18 protein-coding genes are annotated in these 15971 nt (G+C 61.7%); 11 read left to right on the top strand and 7 right to left on the bottom strand.

The window, feature by feature from the left end:
* Positions 1 to 102 precede the first annotated feature (102 nt).
* A complete protein-coding gene (gene rplS / locus Q0908_RS15735) occupies positions 103 to 489 on the top strand; it encodes a 50S ribosomal protein L19 (RefSeq protein ID WP_299146978.1) in 387 nt (128 codons plus the stop codon).
* Entirely contained in the window at positions 486 to 707 is a 222-nt protein-coding gene (gene rpmE / locus Q0908_RS15730; protein WP_298974744.1) for a 50S ribosomal protein L31, read from the top strand. The genes rplS and rpmE overlap by 4 nt, the downstream gene beginning before the upstream one ends.
* Positions 708 to 900: 193 nt before the next feature.
* Here rpmE and eda read toward each other — a convergent pair whose 3' ends face one another.
* Positions 901 to 1545 carry a bifunctional 4-hydroxy-2-oxoglutarate aldolase/2-dehydro-3-deoxy-phosphogluconate aldolase gene (gene eda, locus Q0908_RS15725; RefSeq protein WP_299286542.1) on the bottom strand — a complete coding sequence of 215 codons (645 nt, stop codon included), beginning with the start codon at positions 1543 to 1545 and terminating at the stop codon, positions 901 to 903.
* A 2-nt stretch (positions 1546 to 1547) separates the two neighbouring features.
* The gene (gene edd, locus Q0908_RS15720) at positions 1548 to 3359 is read right to left on the bottom strand and encodes a phosphogluconate dehydratase (RefSeq protein ID WP_299286539.1); all 1812 of its coding nucleotides are present in this window, start codon (positions 3357 to 3359) and stop codon (positions 1548 to 1550) included.
* A 187-nt stretch (positions 3360 to 3546) separates the two neighbouring features.
* On the opposite strand from edd, the gene Q0908_RS15715 reads away from it, so the two are divergent.
* Complete coding sequence (locus Q0908_RS15715; RefSeq protein ID WP_299286536.1) at positions 3547 to 4356, top strand: division plane positioning ATPase MipZ; 810 nt, start codon at positions 3547 to 3549, stop codon at positions 4354 to 4356.
* Here Q0908_RS15715 and Q0908_RS15710 read toward each other — a convergent pair.
* Positions 4353 to 5060 carry a polyhydroxybutyrate depolymerase gene (locus Q0908_RS15710; RefSeq protein ID WP_299286533.1) on the bottom strand — a complete coding sequence of 236 codons (708 nt, stop codon included), beginning with the start codon at positions 5058 to 5060 and terminating at the stop codon, positions 4353 to 4355. The two genes, Q0908_RS15715 and Q0908_RS15710, sit on opposite strands and share 4 nt — an antisense overlap.
* Before the next feature lie 203 nt (positions 5061 to 5263).
* The gene (locus tag Q0908_RS15705; protein WP_299286665.1) at positions 5264 to 5704 is read right to left on the bottom strand and encodes a MarR family winged helix-turn-helix transcriptional regulator; all 441 of its coding nucleotides are present in this window, start codon (positions 5702 to 5704) and stop codon (positions 5264 to 5266) included.
* A gap of 208 nt (positions 5705 to 5912) precedes the next feature.
* Between Q0908_RS15705 and fahA the strand changes: the two genes are divergently transcribed.
* Positions 5913 to 7169: a fumarylacetoacetase gene (gene fahA / locus Q0908_RS15700; RefSeq protein WP_299286530.1), complete on the top strand. Its 1257-nt coding sequence runs from the start codon at positions 5913 to 5915 to the stop codon at positions 7167 to 7169.
* A gap of 72 nt (positions 7170 to 7241) precedes the next feature.
* A complete protein-coding gene (locus tag Q0908_RS15695; protein WP_299286527.1) occupies positions 7242 to 7451 on the top strand; it encodes a hypothetical protein in 210 nt (69 codons plus the stop codon).
* On the opposite strand, the gene Q0908_RS15690 is transcribed toward Q0908_RS15695, so the two are convergent.
* Positions 7448 to 7834 carry a RidA family protein gene (locus Q0908_RS15690; RefSeq protein ID WP_299286524.1) on the bottom strand — a complete coding sequence of 129 codons (387 nt, stop codon included), beginning with the start codon at positions 7832 to 7834 and terminating at the stop codon, positions 7448 to 7450. The two genes, Q0908_RS15695 and Q0908_RS15690, sit on opposite strands and share 4 nt — an antisense overlap.
* 115 nt (positions 7835 to 7949) lie before the next feature.
* Between Q0908_RS15690 and Q0908_RS15685 the strand changes: the two genes are divergently transcribed.
* The 6 genes from Q0908_RS15685 to Q0908_RS15660 all read left to right on the top strand — a co-directional run bounded on the left by Q0908_RS15685 (position 7950) and on the right by Q0908_RS15660 (position 14558).
* Positions 7950 to 8654 (top strand): gamma-glutamyl-gamma-aminobutyrate hydrolase family protein, encoded by a 705-nt coding sequence (locus tag Q0908_RS15685; protein ID WP_299286521.1) that lies wholly within the window; start codon positions 7950 to 7952, stop codon positions 8652 to 8654.
* Positions 8651 to 9421, top strand: a complete 771-nt coding sequence (locus tag Q0908_RS15680) for a creatininase family protein (protein WP_299286518.1) — start codon at positions 8651 to 8653, stop codon at positions 9419 to 9421. The genes Q0908_RS15685 and Q0908_RS15680 overlap by 4 nt, the downstream gene beginning before the upstream one ends.
* Positions 9418 to 10596, top strand: coding sequence for an amidohydrolase family protein (locus Q0908_RS15675; RefSeq protein WP_299286515.1), 1179 nt, complete (start codon positions 9418 to 9420; stop codon positions 10594 to 10596). Before Q0908_RS15680 ends, Q0908_RS15675 begins: the two co-directional genes overlap by 4 nt.
* Positions 10593 to 12005, top strand: coding sequence for an FAD-binding oxidoreductase (locus Q0908_RS15670; RefSeq protein ID WP_299286512.1), 1413 nt, complete (start codon positions 10593 to 10595; stop codon positions 12003 to 12005). Before Q0908_RS15675 ends, Q0908_RS15670 begins: the two co-directional genes overlap by 4 nt.
* Positions 12006 to 12332: 327 nt before the next feature.
* Entirely contained in the window at positions 12333 to 13988 is a 1656-nt protein-coding gene (locus tag Q0908_RS15665; protein WP_299286509.1) for an ABC transporter substrate-binding protein, read from the top strand.
* A gap of 81 nt (positions 13989 to 14069) precedes the next feature.
* Positions 14070 to 14558 (top strand): DUF2165 domain-containing protein, encoded by a 489-nt coding sequence (locus Q0908_RS15660; protein WP_299286506.1) that lies wholly within the window; start codon positions 14070 to 14072, stop codon positions 14556 to 14558.
* A 6-nt stretch (positions 14559 to 14564) separates the two neighbouring features.
* Here the strand turns inward: Q0908_RS15660 and Q0908_RS15655 are convergent, their stop codons facing one another.
* Both Q0908_RS15655 and Q0908_RS15650 read right to left on the bottom strand, forming a co-directional pair.
* On the bottom strand, positions 14565 to 15032 hold the full coding sequence (locus Q0908_RS15655; RefSeq protein ID WP_299286503.1) for a 3-hydroxyacyl-CoA dehydrogenase family protein: 468 nt from the start codon (positions 15030 to 15032) through the stop codon (positions 14565 to 14567).
* On the bottom strand, positions 15029 to 15922 hold the full coding sequence (locus tag Q0908_RS15650) for a helix-turn-helix transcriptional regulator (RefSeq protein ID WP_299286499.1): 894 nt from the start codon (positions 15920 to 15922) through the stop codon (positions 15029 to 15031). The genes Q0908_RS15655 and Q0908_RS15650 overlap by 4 nt, the downstream gene beginning before the upstream one ends.
* Between the last annotated feature and the right edge of the window lie 49 nt (positions 15923 to 15971).

The following is a 15971-nucleotide window of genomic DNA, read 5'->3' as shown; positions in this document are numbered from 1 at the left end:
TCCGGCGGGCGCGGATGCGGACCCGATGAAGACACGAGAGCTCTGGGGCGCGCACACAAACCTTCGTGGACCAAACCACGAGCCATATAGGAGAGATCGTCAATGGACGTGATCGCACAAATCGAGGCGGAGCAAATTGCCGCCCTCGGGGCCGATATCCCCGATTTCAAAGCCGGTGACACCATCCGCGTCGGCTTCAAAGTGACCGAGGGTACACGCACCCGGGTCCAGAACTACGAAGGCGTCTGCATCGCACGCAACAACGGCCACGGCATTGCCGGGTCCTTCACTGTGCGCAAGATTTCCTTTGGTGAGGGCGTGGAACGTGTCTTCCCCCTTTATTCGACCAACATCGACAGCATCACCGTGGTCCGCCGCGGTCGCGTGCGTCGCGCCAAGCTCTACTACCTGCGCTCGCGTCGCGGCAAATCCGCCCGGATCGCAGAAGTCACCAACTACAAACCCAAGTCCGAAGGAGCCAAGGCATGAAAGCCGATACGCATCCCGAGTACCACACCATCAACGTCAAAATGACAGACGGCACGATCGTGGAAATGAAATCGACATGGGGCAAGGAAGGCGACCAACTGTCGCTCGACATCGACCCCTCCGTGCACCCCGCATGGACCGGCGGCACATCGCGCCTGATGGACACCGGTGGGCGCGTGTCCAAGTTCAAGAACAAATACGCAGGTCTTGGGTTCTAAACCCCGGCACCGCGCAAAAATCAAAGGCCGCTCTACACCAGAGCGGCCTTTTTCGTTGGGACATCACGAATGGCGCGTGCCGCCCCCGAACGCCGCCCAAGCCTTACTTCCTTTCGCCCAAAATACCTCGGGGAAGCCGAAGGCTGGGGCAGAGCCCCTAAAATATCGCGTGTGCCGCAGGCACACCTTTGGATCAGCGCGGCAGTGCGGCGGCATCGCGGGCCAGCGCCTCAATGCCCGCCCAGTCGCCTGCAACCACTTTGTCCTTGGGTGCAACCCAACTGCCACCTGCGCAAACCACGTTGGGCAGGCTCAGATAAGTCACTGCGTTTGAGGGGCTGACCCCGCCCGTCGGGCAGAACGAAATCTGGGGCAGTGGCGCACCGATGGCTTTCAGCGCAGGGGCGCCGCCGGAGGCTTCGGCCGGGAAGAATTTCAGCATGTCGTAGCCGCGCTCATAAAGCGCCATCGCCTCGGACGCGGTTGCGGCCCCGGGCAACAGCGGCAGCCCTTCGGCCTCGCAAGCCGCGATCAACGCATCCGTTGCACCGGGCGACACGCCAAACTGCGCACCCGCCTCTTTGGCGGCGCGCACATCTTCGGGGGTCACCAGCGTGCCCGCCCCCACGACCCCGCCTTCGACGTCAGCCATGGCCGCGATCACCTCAAGGGCTGCGGGGGTGCGCAACGTGACCTCCAGCGCGGGCAAACCGCCCGACACCAGCGCCTCGGCCAAGGGGCGCGCGTGCGCCACATCCTCGACCACCAGCACGGGCACGATAGGGGCGAGCGCACAGATTTCCTTGGCGCGGACAGCGGCAGCTTTGGCAGTGATCATTCTCAAAATTCTCCAAATACGGTTGCACCAGTATTGGCAGACCCGACGGTGTTGCGGAAGGCCGTGAACATGTCGCGCCCCACCCCCCAGTGATTGTCCGACAGATCGGCGGTCGCGTGCGGGCGTTCGAGCACCCCTTCGGTCAAGATCTCGAGCGCACCTGCCTCAGCATCGACGCGAATGATATCGCCGTCCTGCACCTGCGCAATCGGGCCACCATCCAGCGCCTCGGGGCAGACATGGATGGCCGAGGGCACCTTGCCCGACGCCCCGGACATCCGCCCATCCGTCACCAGTGCCACCTTCTGCCCACGCCCCTGCAAAATCCCAAGCAGCGGCGTCAGGCTGTGCAGTTCCGGCATCCCATTCGCCTTCGGTCCCTGGAACCGGACCACAATGACCACGTCGTCGGTGAATTCACCGGCCTTGAACGCGGCCTTCACCTCGTCCTGATCGTGGAACACCCGCGCAGGTGCTTCGACGATCCGATGCTCGGGCGCGACGGCCGAAATCTTCATCACGCCCGTGCCCAATTTGCCGACAAGCCGCGCAAGACCACCGGTTTCCTGAAACGGCTCGGTCGCGGGGCGCAGGATACCGGTGTTGAGCGATGTGCCCGTGCCCGGGGTCCACGTCAGGCCCGCATCCGTCAGCTTGGGTTCGTACGTATAGCTTTCGAGCCCCTCACCCGACACCGTGCGGGTATCGTCATGCAGCAGACCTGCGTTGAGCAACTGCCCGATCATGAAGCCGAGACCACCAGCAGCGTGGAACTGGTTCACATCCGCCAGACCGTTGGGATAGACCCGCGCGATCAAGGGCGTGATCTCCGATAGATCGCTGAAGTCTTCCCAGTCGAGCAAGATCCCACCCGCCCGCGCCATCGCAATCAGGTGGATCAGCAGATTGGTGGACCCACCCGTCGCATTCAGTCCAATGATCCCGTTTACATAGGCCTTTTCATCCAGCACATCGCAAACCGGGGTATAGTGATTGCCAAGGGCGGACAGAGACAGCGCGCGCTTGGCCCCTTCGATTGTCAGCGCATCGCGCAGATTGGTGTTGGGGTTCACGAACGAGGCACCCGGCAGGTGTAGCCCCATGAATTCCATCAGCATCTGATTGGTGTTGGCGGTGCCGTAGAATGTACAGGTGCCGGGACCATGATAGGCGGCCATCTCGGCCTTCAACAACTCTTCGCGCGTGGCTTCGCCTGCAGCGAACCGCTGGCGCACCTTTGCCTTTTCGTCGTTCGGCAGGCCACTGGTCATCGGCCCTGCGGGCAGAAACACGGACGGGATATGGCCAAAGGATTGCGCGGCTATGATCAGCCCCGGCACGATCTTATCGCAGACTCCAAGGTACACGGCCGCATCAAAGGTGTTGTGGCTCAGCGCGACGCCCGCGGCCAATGCGATCACATCGCGCGAAAACAGGCTCAGTTCCATGCCCGCCTCGCCCTGGGTCACGCCATCACACATGGCCGGCACCCCGCCTGCGACCTGCGCGGTGCCGCCATCGGCGCGGATCGCATCGCGGATCAGCGTCGGATACCGCTCAAACGGCTGGTGGGCGGACAGCATATCGTTATAGGCCGTCACGATCCCAAGGTTGCCCGTATTGGCCCCGGCAAGGCGCGCCTGATCCTCGCCAGCGGCGGCAAAGGCATGCGCCTGACCGCTGCACGATAGGTGCGCGCGCGCCGGTCCGTCGGATTTGGCCTTGGCCATGCGATCCAGATAACGCCGCCGTGTCGGAGCGCTGCGTTTGATGATCCGTTCGGTAACTTCGACGACTGTTGGGTTAAGGGGCATTGTGCTCTCCCGGGCCTGAAAATATTGCTATCTCCATAGCACTGATAGCGGTAACATGAAACCACCTGCGCCCACCGTGCCACGATAAACAGGAAAAGCGCGTAGGCCGCTTTCCAAGCTCCTGACCACAACATATAGTGGCGCAAAATCCGCATAGCGGACACGGGCAAGCTCCGGGGGAACGGGCATGGCGCATATCATCGTCGTCGGCAACGAAAAGGGCGGCGCAGGCAAATCGACGGTGTCGATGCATGTGGGCACAGCACTGTCCCGCATGGGCCACAAAGTCAGCGCACTCGATCTGGATTTACGCCAGCGCACCTTTGGCCGATATGTCGAAAACCGTGTATCCTTCATCAAGGCATCCGACCTCGACCTCCCCTCGCCAGATGTGCACGACCTGCCTGAAATTGACGCCTCCGCACTGAAACCCGGCGAGAATATCTATGATCATCGCCTGTCGGCAGCCGTGGCCACGCTTGAGCCGGACAGCGACTTCATCCTGATCGACTGCCCCGGCTCGCATACGCGCCTTAGCCAAGTGGCCCATTCGCTGGCCGACACGTTGATCACGCCGCTCAACGACAGCTTCATCGACTTTGACCTGCTCGCGCGGATCGACTCGACCGGGGAAAAGATCCTTGGGCCGTCCGTCTATTCTGAAATGGTATGGAATGCGCGCCAGTTGCGGGCTCAGGCGGGCCTCAAACCCATCGACTGGATCGTGGTGCGCAACCGCATGGGCGCACAACGCATGGTCAACAAGGAAAAGATGGAAAAGGCGATCAAGATGCTGTCCAAACGCATCGGCTTTCGCATCGCCCCCGGCTTTTCCGAGCGGGTGATTTTCCGCGAGTTGTTCCCGCGCGGGCTGACCCTGCTGGATCTCAAGGATATCGGGGTCAAGCAACTCAACATATCGAACGTGGCCGCACGTCAGGAATTGCGCGAATTGCTGAAATCGCTGAACCTGCCCGGGGTCGAGGTCGACGTTTAGGCACCACCCGCCTCGAACCAATCGAGCATTCGCCCGGACCACCCTTTAGGCGCGCCATGGCCGCCCTTGTGCAGCATCAACTGGATTTCCCCTGCGGCGCAGTCCGTCCAGTGCCGCAGCCACAGATCGTCCTCATAACTGCTGCGCTCGGGCTGGCGCGTATCGCATCCGTTCGTGGCCCGGATGATCTTGAGCGATGCCCACACATCCCCCTGCACCACCGCACCTCCGCCAAATGACCGCCCCTCAAGCGGGACGGTTCGGTCATTCCAGCCATGGGTATGGAAAAGGCGCACAGGCGCGGCGCAGCTGTCTGGCAGGTCGTCCCAGAACGCCCCGGCAAGCGGCGCATAGGCGGTGGCGAAGTCCGGATCGTTGCAGGCCATATCCCAGACCATTGATCCACCCCGCGAGAACCCGGCCAGCAACACCGGCAGACCTTCGGTACCCGTCTTGGCCGTCACCTCAGCCATCACTTCACGCAGAAAATCTGCGTCGCTGCGCGGGTGGGACGTGCCCTTGGCGCGCACCGACCAGTCCCGCTCCCACCGATTGCCGGGGTGAAAGCCGTTGGGGGCGACAAACACATAGCCACGCTCGACCGCGCCGCGTCCCAGACCGGAATTCAGCAAGCCACGCCCCCGCCCGCCGCCCCCATGCAGGTGGATGACGACGCCTTTGGGGGCCACGGTCGGCTCGGCCATGTGGTATGTCCCCATCGCCGTCTCGCAGGGTGTTTCGGCGTCACCACATGGGTGTGATTGCGCAAGGGCGGGCACGGCTGCGCACGCCAAAACCATCGAAAAAGCTGCCAAAACGAAGCGCATCACACCATCCTTTGTTCATGCAAGCACACCCTGAGGGCCACACCTGTGCAGGCGCAAATCACAATCTCTGGATCACGCGCCTAGCCGCGTCTTTTGGCCAAGGCGCGCAAGACGGATCGCAACCGCGCCACATCGGCATCAGCCAACCCTTCCACAAGGGCGTCATTGTAGTCGCGGGCAACATTGCGCAAGTCGGCATAGACTTTCTGCCCCGTTGGCGTGAGTTCAAGGTGCTCCACCCGGCGATCGGTCTCATCCCGCTGGCGTATCAGATAGCGCCGCTCGGCCAAACGCTGCACCGCGCGGCTGATCTTGGTCTTGTGCATCTGCGCGCGTGCGCCGATGTCGCTCGCGGTCATCCGTCCGTAAATCCCAAGGTGGAACAGCACGCGCCATTCGTTGCGCAACATCCCGTAGCGGTCATTGTAAACACGCTGGAATTCAAGGCTTGACGCTTCGGCCGCCTGGTTCAGAAGGTAGGGCAGAAAGTCCTCCACATCAAAATCGGGATCGTCACGCATCATCCGCACCGCCTATTGGTTACAAAGACAACTATTACATCTGCGACCATCTGCGCAAGGGCGTACGCGACGCGCCAAACCACGCGCGCTTTGCCACAATGCAAGGCCCGATGCAGGACGACGACATTGACTACCCGTCCGATATCGAAAAGATATTTCACGGCAGACCGGGCAGGACGTGCCCCTTCATAGAAAGACCACACCCCCCATGACGCGTTTGAACAGCTGGGTGGCCAGCGCCAACAGCGCCGACATCGATTTTCCCCTGAACAACCTGCCCTATGGCGTGTTTTCAACCACGACGCTTGAGGCACGATGCGGGGTCGCGATCGGCGATATGATCCTCGATATGGCCGAAGCAGAGGCGCAAGGGCTTGTCGCCCTCACGGATGATCCGCTGTTTCAAGCCCCCTATTGGAACGACCTGATGGAGCAAGGCCCCGCCGTCTGGACCGCGCTGCGCAATCGGTTGATGGCCTTGCTCGCCGAGGGGTCAGATGCGCGCGCTCAACTTGAACCGCTGCTGACACCCATGACTGATGCGACCCTGCACATGCCCTTTGTCGTTTCGGAATACACCGACTTCTATGCAGGCCGTCACCGCGCCACGAATGTAGGCACGATGTTCCGTGGTCCCGAAAACGCACTGCCGCCCAATTGGCTGCACATGCCCATCGGATACAATGGGCGCGCATCGTCTGTGGTGGTGTCGGGTACGGATGTGCGCCGCCCTTGGGGGCAGTTGAAGTCCCCCGATCACGATGCGCCTGCCTTCCTGCCCTCTCGGCGCTTCGATATGGAACTTGAGATGGGGGCCATTGTCGGCACCTCGTCCGAGGGACCTTTGTCAGTCGACGCGGCGGATGCAGCGATCTTTGGCTATGTCCTGTTGAACGACTGGTCCGCGCGCGACATTCAGGCGTGGGAATACCAACCGCTTGGCCCGTTTCAAGCCAAGGCCACCGCCACCTCGATCAGCCCTTGGATCGTCACCAAGGCCGCGCTTGAGCCATTCCGGGTCGACACGCCACCTCGCGACGTGCCCTTGCTAGCGCATCTGAAGGACACAGGGCCGATGCTCTATGACATCAACCTCACCGTGACGCTCGCGCCCCTAGGGCAGCCTGCCAGCACGATCACGCAGACCAACTACCGCGAAATGTATTATTCCGCAGCACAGCAACTCGCCCATCACGCCACGTCCGGCTGCCCGATGAACGCGGGCGACCTGTTGGGGTCGGGCACCATTTCCGGGACGACAAAGCCTGAGCGGGGCAGCCTGCTGGAACTCAGTTGGGGTGGGAAAGAACCGCTGACGCTTGCGACCGGCGAAACCCGTACGTTTCTCGAGGACGGCGACACCGTTACGATGACCGGCGAAGCGCGAGGCGATGGTTACCGGATTGGTTTCGGTCCCTGCACAGGCACCATCCTGCCTGCGCTGGACGACCCCTTCACGACATAATCATAATCGAGCGTCCCGAGCAAAAAATCCGGGGGCTTGGCCCCGCGTCAAACATCCACCAAACTCCACGCCATGACCAACAAATACGGCCCCACCCGCAACGATCTCAAATTCCGGCTTGGCTTTTCACTGGTCGGGCTGGCGCTGGTGGGGGCTGCGCTGGCGTTTCGGGGTTTGCCCACAGGCCCCGGCGGGTGGGAAGCCATCGGCCTCGGCACCGCCTTTTTCGGCGGCACCTTGATATGGACCCTGCGCAAGCTGATCCGGCGCGATCACAGCTAGGGAGCGGCGGCCCATACTTCGATCTCGACCACGAAGTCCGGACGGGTGAAGCCCGACACAATCATCAATGTCGATGTGGGCAACACATCACGGTCCGCCAAAAATGCGTCCCGTGCGGCCATGTACCCGGCCATATGCGCGCGATCTGTCACAAAGGCGCTGATGTGAAACACATCCCCCGCGCCCATGCCGGCCTCGGTCAGAATGGCGGCGATATTGTCGAAACAAATCCGTGCCTGTGCCTCGGCCCCGTCAGGGACTACGCCATCGCCCAGCCCTAACTGGCCTGACGTGCGCACAATGCGCGCGCCCTGCGGCAGCTCGATCCCATGGGAATAGCGGGCAAAGGGCGGGGCAATACGGGTCGGGTTCAGGGATCTCATCGCAACACCCTTGCGCAGCGGTGCAAAATTTGAAAGCCTGCGCGGACCATCTCTGGCACAGATTTACGTCTTTAGGGCCGCTGACATCCACTTCCAACCGAGGACGGAGGAAGACATGGACAAGCGACTCTTGTGCATCCGCCATGGCGATGGACCCATGGACGACAGAATTACGACCTGGTGCGGGGCGCATAACGTGCGGCTTGATGTGCGGCGGGCGTGGCAGGGCGATGATCTGGGCGAGGTCACCGATGATCTGGCAGGCGTTGTGGTCTATGGCGGGATTTACAACGCCTACGACACCGATCTGCATCCGTTTCTGCGCGATGAATACCGGATGATTGATGCGGCGATGAAAGCCGACGTGCCGCTACTTGGGATATGCCAAGGCGCGCAGATGATCGCGCATCATATGGGCGCTTGGGCCGGCGTGCCCGCCCATGGCAGCCACGAGTTCGGCTGGTACGAGGTCACACCAACCGAGGAAGGCCGCGATATTCTGCCCGCCGCCCATCACTTTGCCCAGGCGCATTTCCACACTTTCGACCTGCCCACAGGCGCGCGCCACATCGCGCGCAGTGCGTTGTTTGAAAATCAGGCCTTTGCGGTCGGGACCCGTGTGGTCGGCTTTCAATTTCATCCCGAACAGACCGTGACCGGCTTCATGCGCTGGCAGACGCGGGGCGAGGGCTGGGGGCGGTATTCCGAACCCGGAGTTCAGGATCGAGACACGCAGACGCGGCTCATGCTGGAACATGACGCCGCGCAGGGCGCATGGTTCAACGGGTTCCTCACCGGTTATTTCGCAGGTGCGCTATGATCGCGCGATGGGCGGACCAGGGGCAGGCAGACTTTGCCGCCCTGCCCGACAATGCCATTGCCGTGTTGCCCCTTGGCGCGACGGAACAGCACGGCCCACACCTGCCGTTCGGTGTTGATACCATCCTGACTGAAGCGGTTCTGGACCGCGTTGAAGCCTCTGCGCCCGTGTTACAACTGCCCACGCTCACGATCACCAAAAGCGACGAACATCATCGCCATGCAGGTACCCTCGGCCTTGGCGCTGCGACTCTGCTGGCAATGCTGGATGACATCACGGCCTCATTGGCGCGCACGAAGGTCCGGCGCCTCGTTTTCTTCAACGGCCATGGGGGCAACACGGCCCTGCTCGAGGTTGCGGCCCGTGCCGCCCGGATTGATCACAACATGATCTGCGCCAGCACCAGCTGGTTTGCCTTTGCCGATCAAAGCCTGTTTGACGCGGACGCGGTTGCATATGACCTGCACGCAGGCGACCTTGAAACAAGCGCGATGCTGGCTGCACAACCTGACCTTGTGGACATGAACCGGGCGCAGAACTTTCGTAGCGCGATGCAGGATTGGGAACAGGCAGGCCACCAGACCGGGTTGACCGGTCAGCCTGCGCGCCCCGGCTGGATCATTGACGATCTGAACCCCGAAGGGGCGCTTGGCAATGCGGCGGCAGCAACGGTTGAAAAGGGTACGCAACTGCTGGACAGCGCAGCACAAGGGTTCGCCGCGTGGTTGGAGGATTTCGCACTGTTTGATCACAGAGCTACGACGTGAGCGACATTCTGGTTCCGACCGCCCTTGTTCAGCACCCCACTCGCTTTGGCGGGACGGAGATGGGCGATTGCCTGCGCGGGGTACCCGTGATCGAGGACAGGCGCCTGATCGGCCTGACACCCCCCGAGGGCACTGCCCCGCAGATGATCATCCCTGCCCTTGTCGAGCCCCATTGCCATCTCGACAAATGCCACACGATCCATCGGCTTGGGCAGGTTGGTGGCGACTTGGCCCACGCCATTCAATGCCAGTGGGATGACAAGACCAATTGGACCGAGGACGATATCCGCACGCGCGCCACCAAGGGGTTGAGCGATGCACGCGCCAATGGATGCCACCTGATCCGCAGCCATGTGGACTGGGGCGATGGTGTTGACCCACCCCTCAGTTGGTCGGTGCTGAACGATCTCGGGGGGGATATGCCGGGCCTGCAACTTGCGGCCCTCATTGGTATTGGAAAGCTGGCGGATGCCGATTTTGCCGACCAGATCGGACAAATCCTTGCACGTACAAGAGGCGTGCTTGGGGCTTTTGTCTTGGGCCACGACACGATGCAAACGGGGCTGAGACACGTCTTTGCCACCGCGCAACGCCACGATCTGATGCTGGATTTCCACGTGGACGAGGGGCTTGGAGGCTACAATGGGCTGGAAGCGATTGCGGACATGGCACTGGCCACGGCATTCGAACGCCCGATCCTGTGTGGTCATGCAGTGAGCCTGATGGACCGGAGTCCACAGGATTTTGACCGGATCGCGGACAAATGCACGCGCGCGGGCATCACGGTCTGTACCCTGCCCGTCACCAACCTGTACCTGCAAGGGCGCACGAGCGGCACACCGGACCGGCGCGGGATCACCCGGTTGCGTGAACTACGCGCGGCGGGTGTGCCGGTCGTCATCGGGTCCGACAATGTGGCCGATGCATTTTGCCCCTTGGGTCGGCACGATCCGCGCGCCGCGCTGGCCCTAGCTTGCGTGACCGCGCATCTCGACCCGCCCTTGGGTGATTGGCTGCGGGCGATCACCACCGATGCCGCCGCCGCACTGGGCCATGCACCTACTTTCGTGGACGGTGCATTGCTAAGCGATCTGCGCAGCTGTGACGCGGCACACACCGCTGACCTGATTTCCGGGCGCACCACCCTGCGCCCCGCGATGGAGACGCTGACATGACCTCACTTTCGGGCAAGACTGACATCGACTGGGATGCCTTTACCGCCGCACTCGCGCCTGTTGAAACCATCACGGAACCGGTGCTGATCAAGAAACGCAGCCGCGACTTCTTTTGGTACTCTCCCATCCTGAACGACGCGCTCAAACGGTGCTTTGGGGATCTGGTGGTGCGGCCCAAAACGACCGAAGAACTGGCCCGCACCCTCGCGGTCGCCTATGCGCATGATGCGCCCATCACCATACGCGGCGGCGGCACGGGCAATTACGGACAGGCGGTTCCAATGGACGGTGGTTTGATCGTTGAGACCACTGCTCTTAACCAAGTGATCGAGATCGGCGAGGGTTATGTCACGGCGCAGGCCGGCGCGTTGCTGGCAGACATAAACGCAGCCCTTGCACCGCACGGGGCCGAGTTGGCCATGTTCCCCTCGACGCAGGATATTGCCACCATCGGTGGCTTTGTCGCGGGCGGCAGTGCAGGCATCGGATCGGTCGCAAACGGGGCGTTGCGCGATCCGGGCAACATCCTCTCGTTGACTGCGATGACGGTGACAGACACGCCTGAACTGCGCCGCTTTGATGGGGCGGATGCGCTGCACATCCATCACGCGTGGGGCCTGAACGGCGTGATTGCCGAGGTGACGTTGCGCACCGTCAAACGCTACGACTGGGTCGGAGGCATGGCGACATTTGACAGCTATGAAGACGGCTATGCCGCCGGATATGCCATCGCTCAGGCGGAGACGATCCATGCAAAATTGCTGACCACGGTGGATGCCCGTATCTGCGCCTATTTCCCCAAACTGGAAGGGCACATCCGGGCGGGCAAGCACCTTTTGGTCACAATGATCCGACCGCATGATGTCGACCCCCTGCGCACACTGATCACGCAGATGGGTGGCCATGTCGATCTAATGCTGACAGATGAGGAACGGGCAGCACTCAAGCTGCCGCATGTGTTCGACTTCAGCTACAATCACACTACGCTGCAAGTGCTCAAGGCAGATCGAAAGGCGACCTATCAGCAAGTCGGTTGCCCGATCCCGCCAGATGCGAAAGCCATCGCGGATGTTCGCCCACATCTGGGGGATGATGTCTGGATGCATCACGAATTTGCGCGGGTCGGGGGCGAGATCGTAACCTTTGACCTGCCGATCATCTGGTTTCAAAGTCCCGAACGGCTGGCCGAAATCAACATCACCTACGAGGCGCACGGGTTTACCGTCTATGACGCACACACATGGAACGTCGAAGGGGGCGGGCTGAAACCTGACTATACGCATTTGGCTTGGAAAAAACGGATGGATCCAAAGGGGCTGCTGAACGCGGCCAAGTCGCGGTTCTGGGATGATGTAAAACACCTCGATCCGGACGAGATTGAGGCGAAAGGCCACAGTAACGCGGGGTGATCAACTGTGCGGCTTCGGGCGTTTCAATAATGTGCGTGAATTCACTGTCCAGATCACCAACACGCTCGATTTACGCAGAAAGGACGGTTTTTGACCCAAGAGGGGCGCAGAACCACAATGAAGCAGAACTTTGGTGGGGTATTTGTGTATCTACAACCTCGCTAGATGGGGTTGACGCCATGGCCCTGATCGTTTGAAGTCCGGGCGTCCCCAGAAAAGGGGAGGCGATAAAATAGCAGATCAACTGCAACACCAACAAGGTGGGCACTCACCCGCCGACACGGGGAGCGAATATTCCTTTTCGCGACACCAACAGAGAGGAAGACTATGACCTTTTTCACTAAAACCGGCAAACCGCTGCCGCAATCCATTGTGGATTCAGCAGCACGTGCTGGTGATGACGCGGTCAGCCGCCGTGAGTTTCTGGCACTGGCCAGCGCGTTCGGCGCAACCACCGCAACCGCCTATGCGATGATGGGCCTGTCGGCCCCCGCAAACGCCGCCGCACACAAAACCGGCGGCACCGTGCGTATCCAGCAAGAAGTCCGCGGCCTCAAAGACCCACGCACCTATGACTGGTCGCAGATCGCGAACTTCTCGCGCGGCTGGCAGGAATACCTCGTCCACTACGAGAACGATGGCACATTCACCGGCAAACTGCTGGAAAGCTGGGAAATCTCGGACGATGCCAAGACCTACACGCTGAACGTCCGCCAAGGCGTCAAGTGGAACAATGGTGACGACTTCACCGCCGAAGACGTGGCACGCAACATCGCAGGCTGGTGTGACAAGGAACTTGAGGGCAACTCAATGGCGGGCCGCTTTGCGACCCTGATCGACGCCGACACTGGTCAAGCCATCGAAGGCAGCATCGAAGTTGTCGACAGCCACACGGTCAAGCTGAACCTGCCTGCGCCGGACATCTCGTTGATCCCTGGCATGGCGGACTATCCTGCGGCCATCGTGCACGCAGACACGTCGCTGAACGACACATCCAGCCCTATCGGCACAGGCCCTTACCTGCCCGAGTCGCTGGAAGTGGGTGTCAAGGCTGTGCTGGTGCGCAACGAGGACCACACCTGGTGGAACGAAGGCAACGGTGCCTATCTGGACCGCGTCGAGTATATCGACTACGGCACGGACCCGTCGGCCTTTGTCGCCGCTGCCGAAGCGGACGAGATCGACATGACCTACTCCATCGAGGGTGAGTTCGTCGACATCTTCGACACGCTGGATGGCTGGAACAACAACGAGGTTGTGACCGCATCGACCATCGTGATCCGCCCCAACCAGTTGGCCGAAGTCGACGGCAAGAAGCCTTACGAGGACAAGCGTGTGCGTCAGGCCATCACCATGGCTGTCGACAACGAAGTGCTGCTTGAACTGGGCTATGCCGGTCGCGGTGTGCCAGCGGCGAACCACCACGTCGCCCCTGTCCACCCCGAGTTTGCGGAAATCCCCGAGCGTGTCGTTGATCCAGCCGCCGCCAAGGCGCTGATGGACGAAGCGGGCATGGGCGATTTCGAGCACGAATTGATCTCGATCGACGATGCGTGGCGCAAGGACACCACCGACGCGGTGGCGGCCCAGTTGCGCGATGCAGGCATCAAGGTCAAGCGGACCATCCTGCCCGGCTCGACCTTCTGGAACGATTGGGCGAAATACCCGTTCTCGTCCACCAACTGGAACCACCGTCCTCTGGGCGTCCAGATCTGGGCGCTGGCCTATCGTTCGGGTGAGGCATGGAACGAGTTCGGCTGGTCCAATGCCGAGTTCGACGCCCTGCTGGCCGAAGCACTGGCGACCCCCGACCTCGAGGCGCGCCGCGCCCTGATGGCGACGGGTCAGAAGATGATCCAGGACGAAGGGGTCACGATCCAGCCCTACTGGCGGTCGCTCTACAACCACACCAAAGACGGTCTGGTGGGTGGCGAGCACCACATCTCGTTTGAAATCCGTCCCGAGCAGATCGCCTGGACCTGATCCAACAGATCATAGATCGCGAAATCGGGGCCACATCACGTGGCCCCTTTTTTATGGAAGCCCCCCAAACCGAGGTTCGCCATGGAAACCACATTGCTTGCCGCACAGGCGCTTGGCACCGGCCTGATCGCCAGTTGGCTGACCCTTGGCGTGCGCGACAACATCCAACACCCGGCCGTGAATGAAACCTACACCGCCGAGGTGATGGAGATGACGCGGATGAAGGCGGACTACCCTGACAGCTTTGCCCATGTGGCCCACCGCGCAGTGACGAACCGCTCGGTGCAGCAGGCCGCATTTCGGCTGGTGGTCGGGGCCGAACTGGTCGCTACGCTGGTGCTGTGGGCTGGGGTGGTCGCGCTGGTGCTGGCCATGGTTGGCGGTGTCAATGCAGAGACTGCGCGCAGTATCGCGATGATCGGCACGATGGGGTTCACCGCGGTGTGGGCCGGATTCCTGATCGTGGGCAATCACTTTTGCTATTGGTTCTGCCACGAGGGCGCGCAGAACACGCATTATCAGATGACGCTGTGGGGGATCGGCACACTCATCCTGTTGGCTCAGGGATAGGCGGGACTACACAGCCGCCAGACGTGCCACGGGGATATGAAGCATCTGTGCGGACAGGGCTGGATCTGCGCGCAGGACAGGGCCGACGAGGTCATGCAGCCGGGTCACAAGTTGCGGGCCGTCCAACTCTTCTCGGGTGATGCGGGCAAAGCGGGATTCCTCGTGGATCAAATCCTCGATCAATGGGTCGATCACCGCGCCGCCTCCACCCGGATACCGATAGTACCCCCATCCATATTTCTTGCCCAGGCGACCCTCAGCCACCATACGCGCAAGAATGGGGGCAGGTTCCGAGCCTGCCCGCGCCTCCAGCACCACATCCAGCCCGATCAAATCCTGCGCCTCGGACGGCCCCATCTCGTAGCCCCATGCCACCAACGCTTCATCCAGTTCCCATGGGTTCGTGTGATGGATCAACATGCGCTCGCAGGCTTGCCAGAACGCATCTTGCAAAGGGTGCAGCGCGGCGGTCATTCGGTGCCGATGCTGTCCAGAAACCGGTTGGAGGCGATGGTCGCCAACAGGTCGTTCACCGACATCTGCACGGGCTTGGCGCTGGTGTCGACCTGAGCCAGCGCACGTTCATACAAAGGCGTGCGGGTGGTCAAAAAGGACTTTAGCTGGTCCATCGCACCCGGGTTGCCCTCCATCGGGCGCAAATCCCCCTGGGCGCGCACGCGGGCCATATGCTCGGCAGGGCTGGTGCGGACCCAGACAGTGTGGAACCGCTCTAGCACCTGGGCATAGGTCGCAGGTTCACCCACGATCCCGCCGGCCACCGCGAGGATCAGCTTGTCGTGATCGTCAATGACACGGGTTATCGCCTGAGCCTCCAGCGCGCGGTATCCATCCTGACCATAAAGCGCCATGACCTCACCCAAGGGGATACCCGCCTCGGCCTCGATGGCGTCGGTCAATTCGACAAAGGGCACCTTCAGCTTTTCGGCGGCACGCCGCCCGAGAGTGGACTTCCCCGCCCCGCGCAAGCCAATCAGGCAGACACGTTGCGCCCGCAAAGCCATCGGGTTTTCAGGGGCCAGCAAAGCGCGCACACGGCCCTGCACCGGGGCGGCGGCCACCTCATAAAGGCGCGCCACACGGGCCACGTCGGCCCGCATGGGTGGCGCTTCGCTCAGCAAATCCTCAATGCGGACATTCAATGCTGTCGCCACCCGGTCCAGCAGGATCACAGAGATATTGCCCTCGCCCGCCTCAAGCTGCGCCAGATAGCGCGGCGAGACACCGGACATGTCCGACAAGGCACGGCGCGGCAGCCCCTGCGCAGTGCGCGCGGCGCGCACGCGGGTGGCGAGGCGTTCGATCATCGCAACAGACGCAGCGGGTATGGGTTTGGGTGAGGTCATGCGCACTTGTTATTGTCTTAACAATTGGTTGTAGCCCGCGCGGGCGGCG

It is taken from the genome of uncultured Tateyamaria sp. (assembly GCF_947494755.1).
In the GTDB taxonomy this organism is placed as follows: Bacteria; Pseudomonadota; Alphaproteobacteria; order Rhodobacterales; family Rhodobacteraceae; genus Tateyamaria.
The sequence above is the reverse complement of the archived record's forward strand: the minus strand, read 5'-3'. Positions and strand labels throughout refer to the sequence as shown.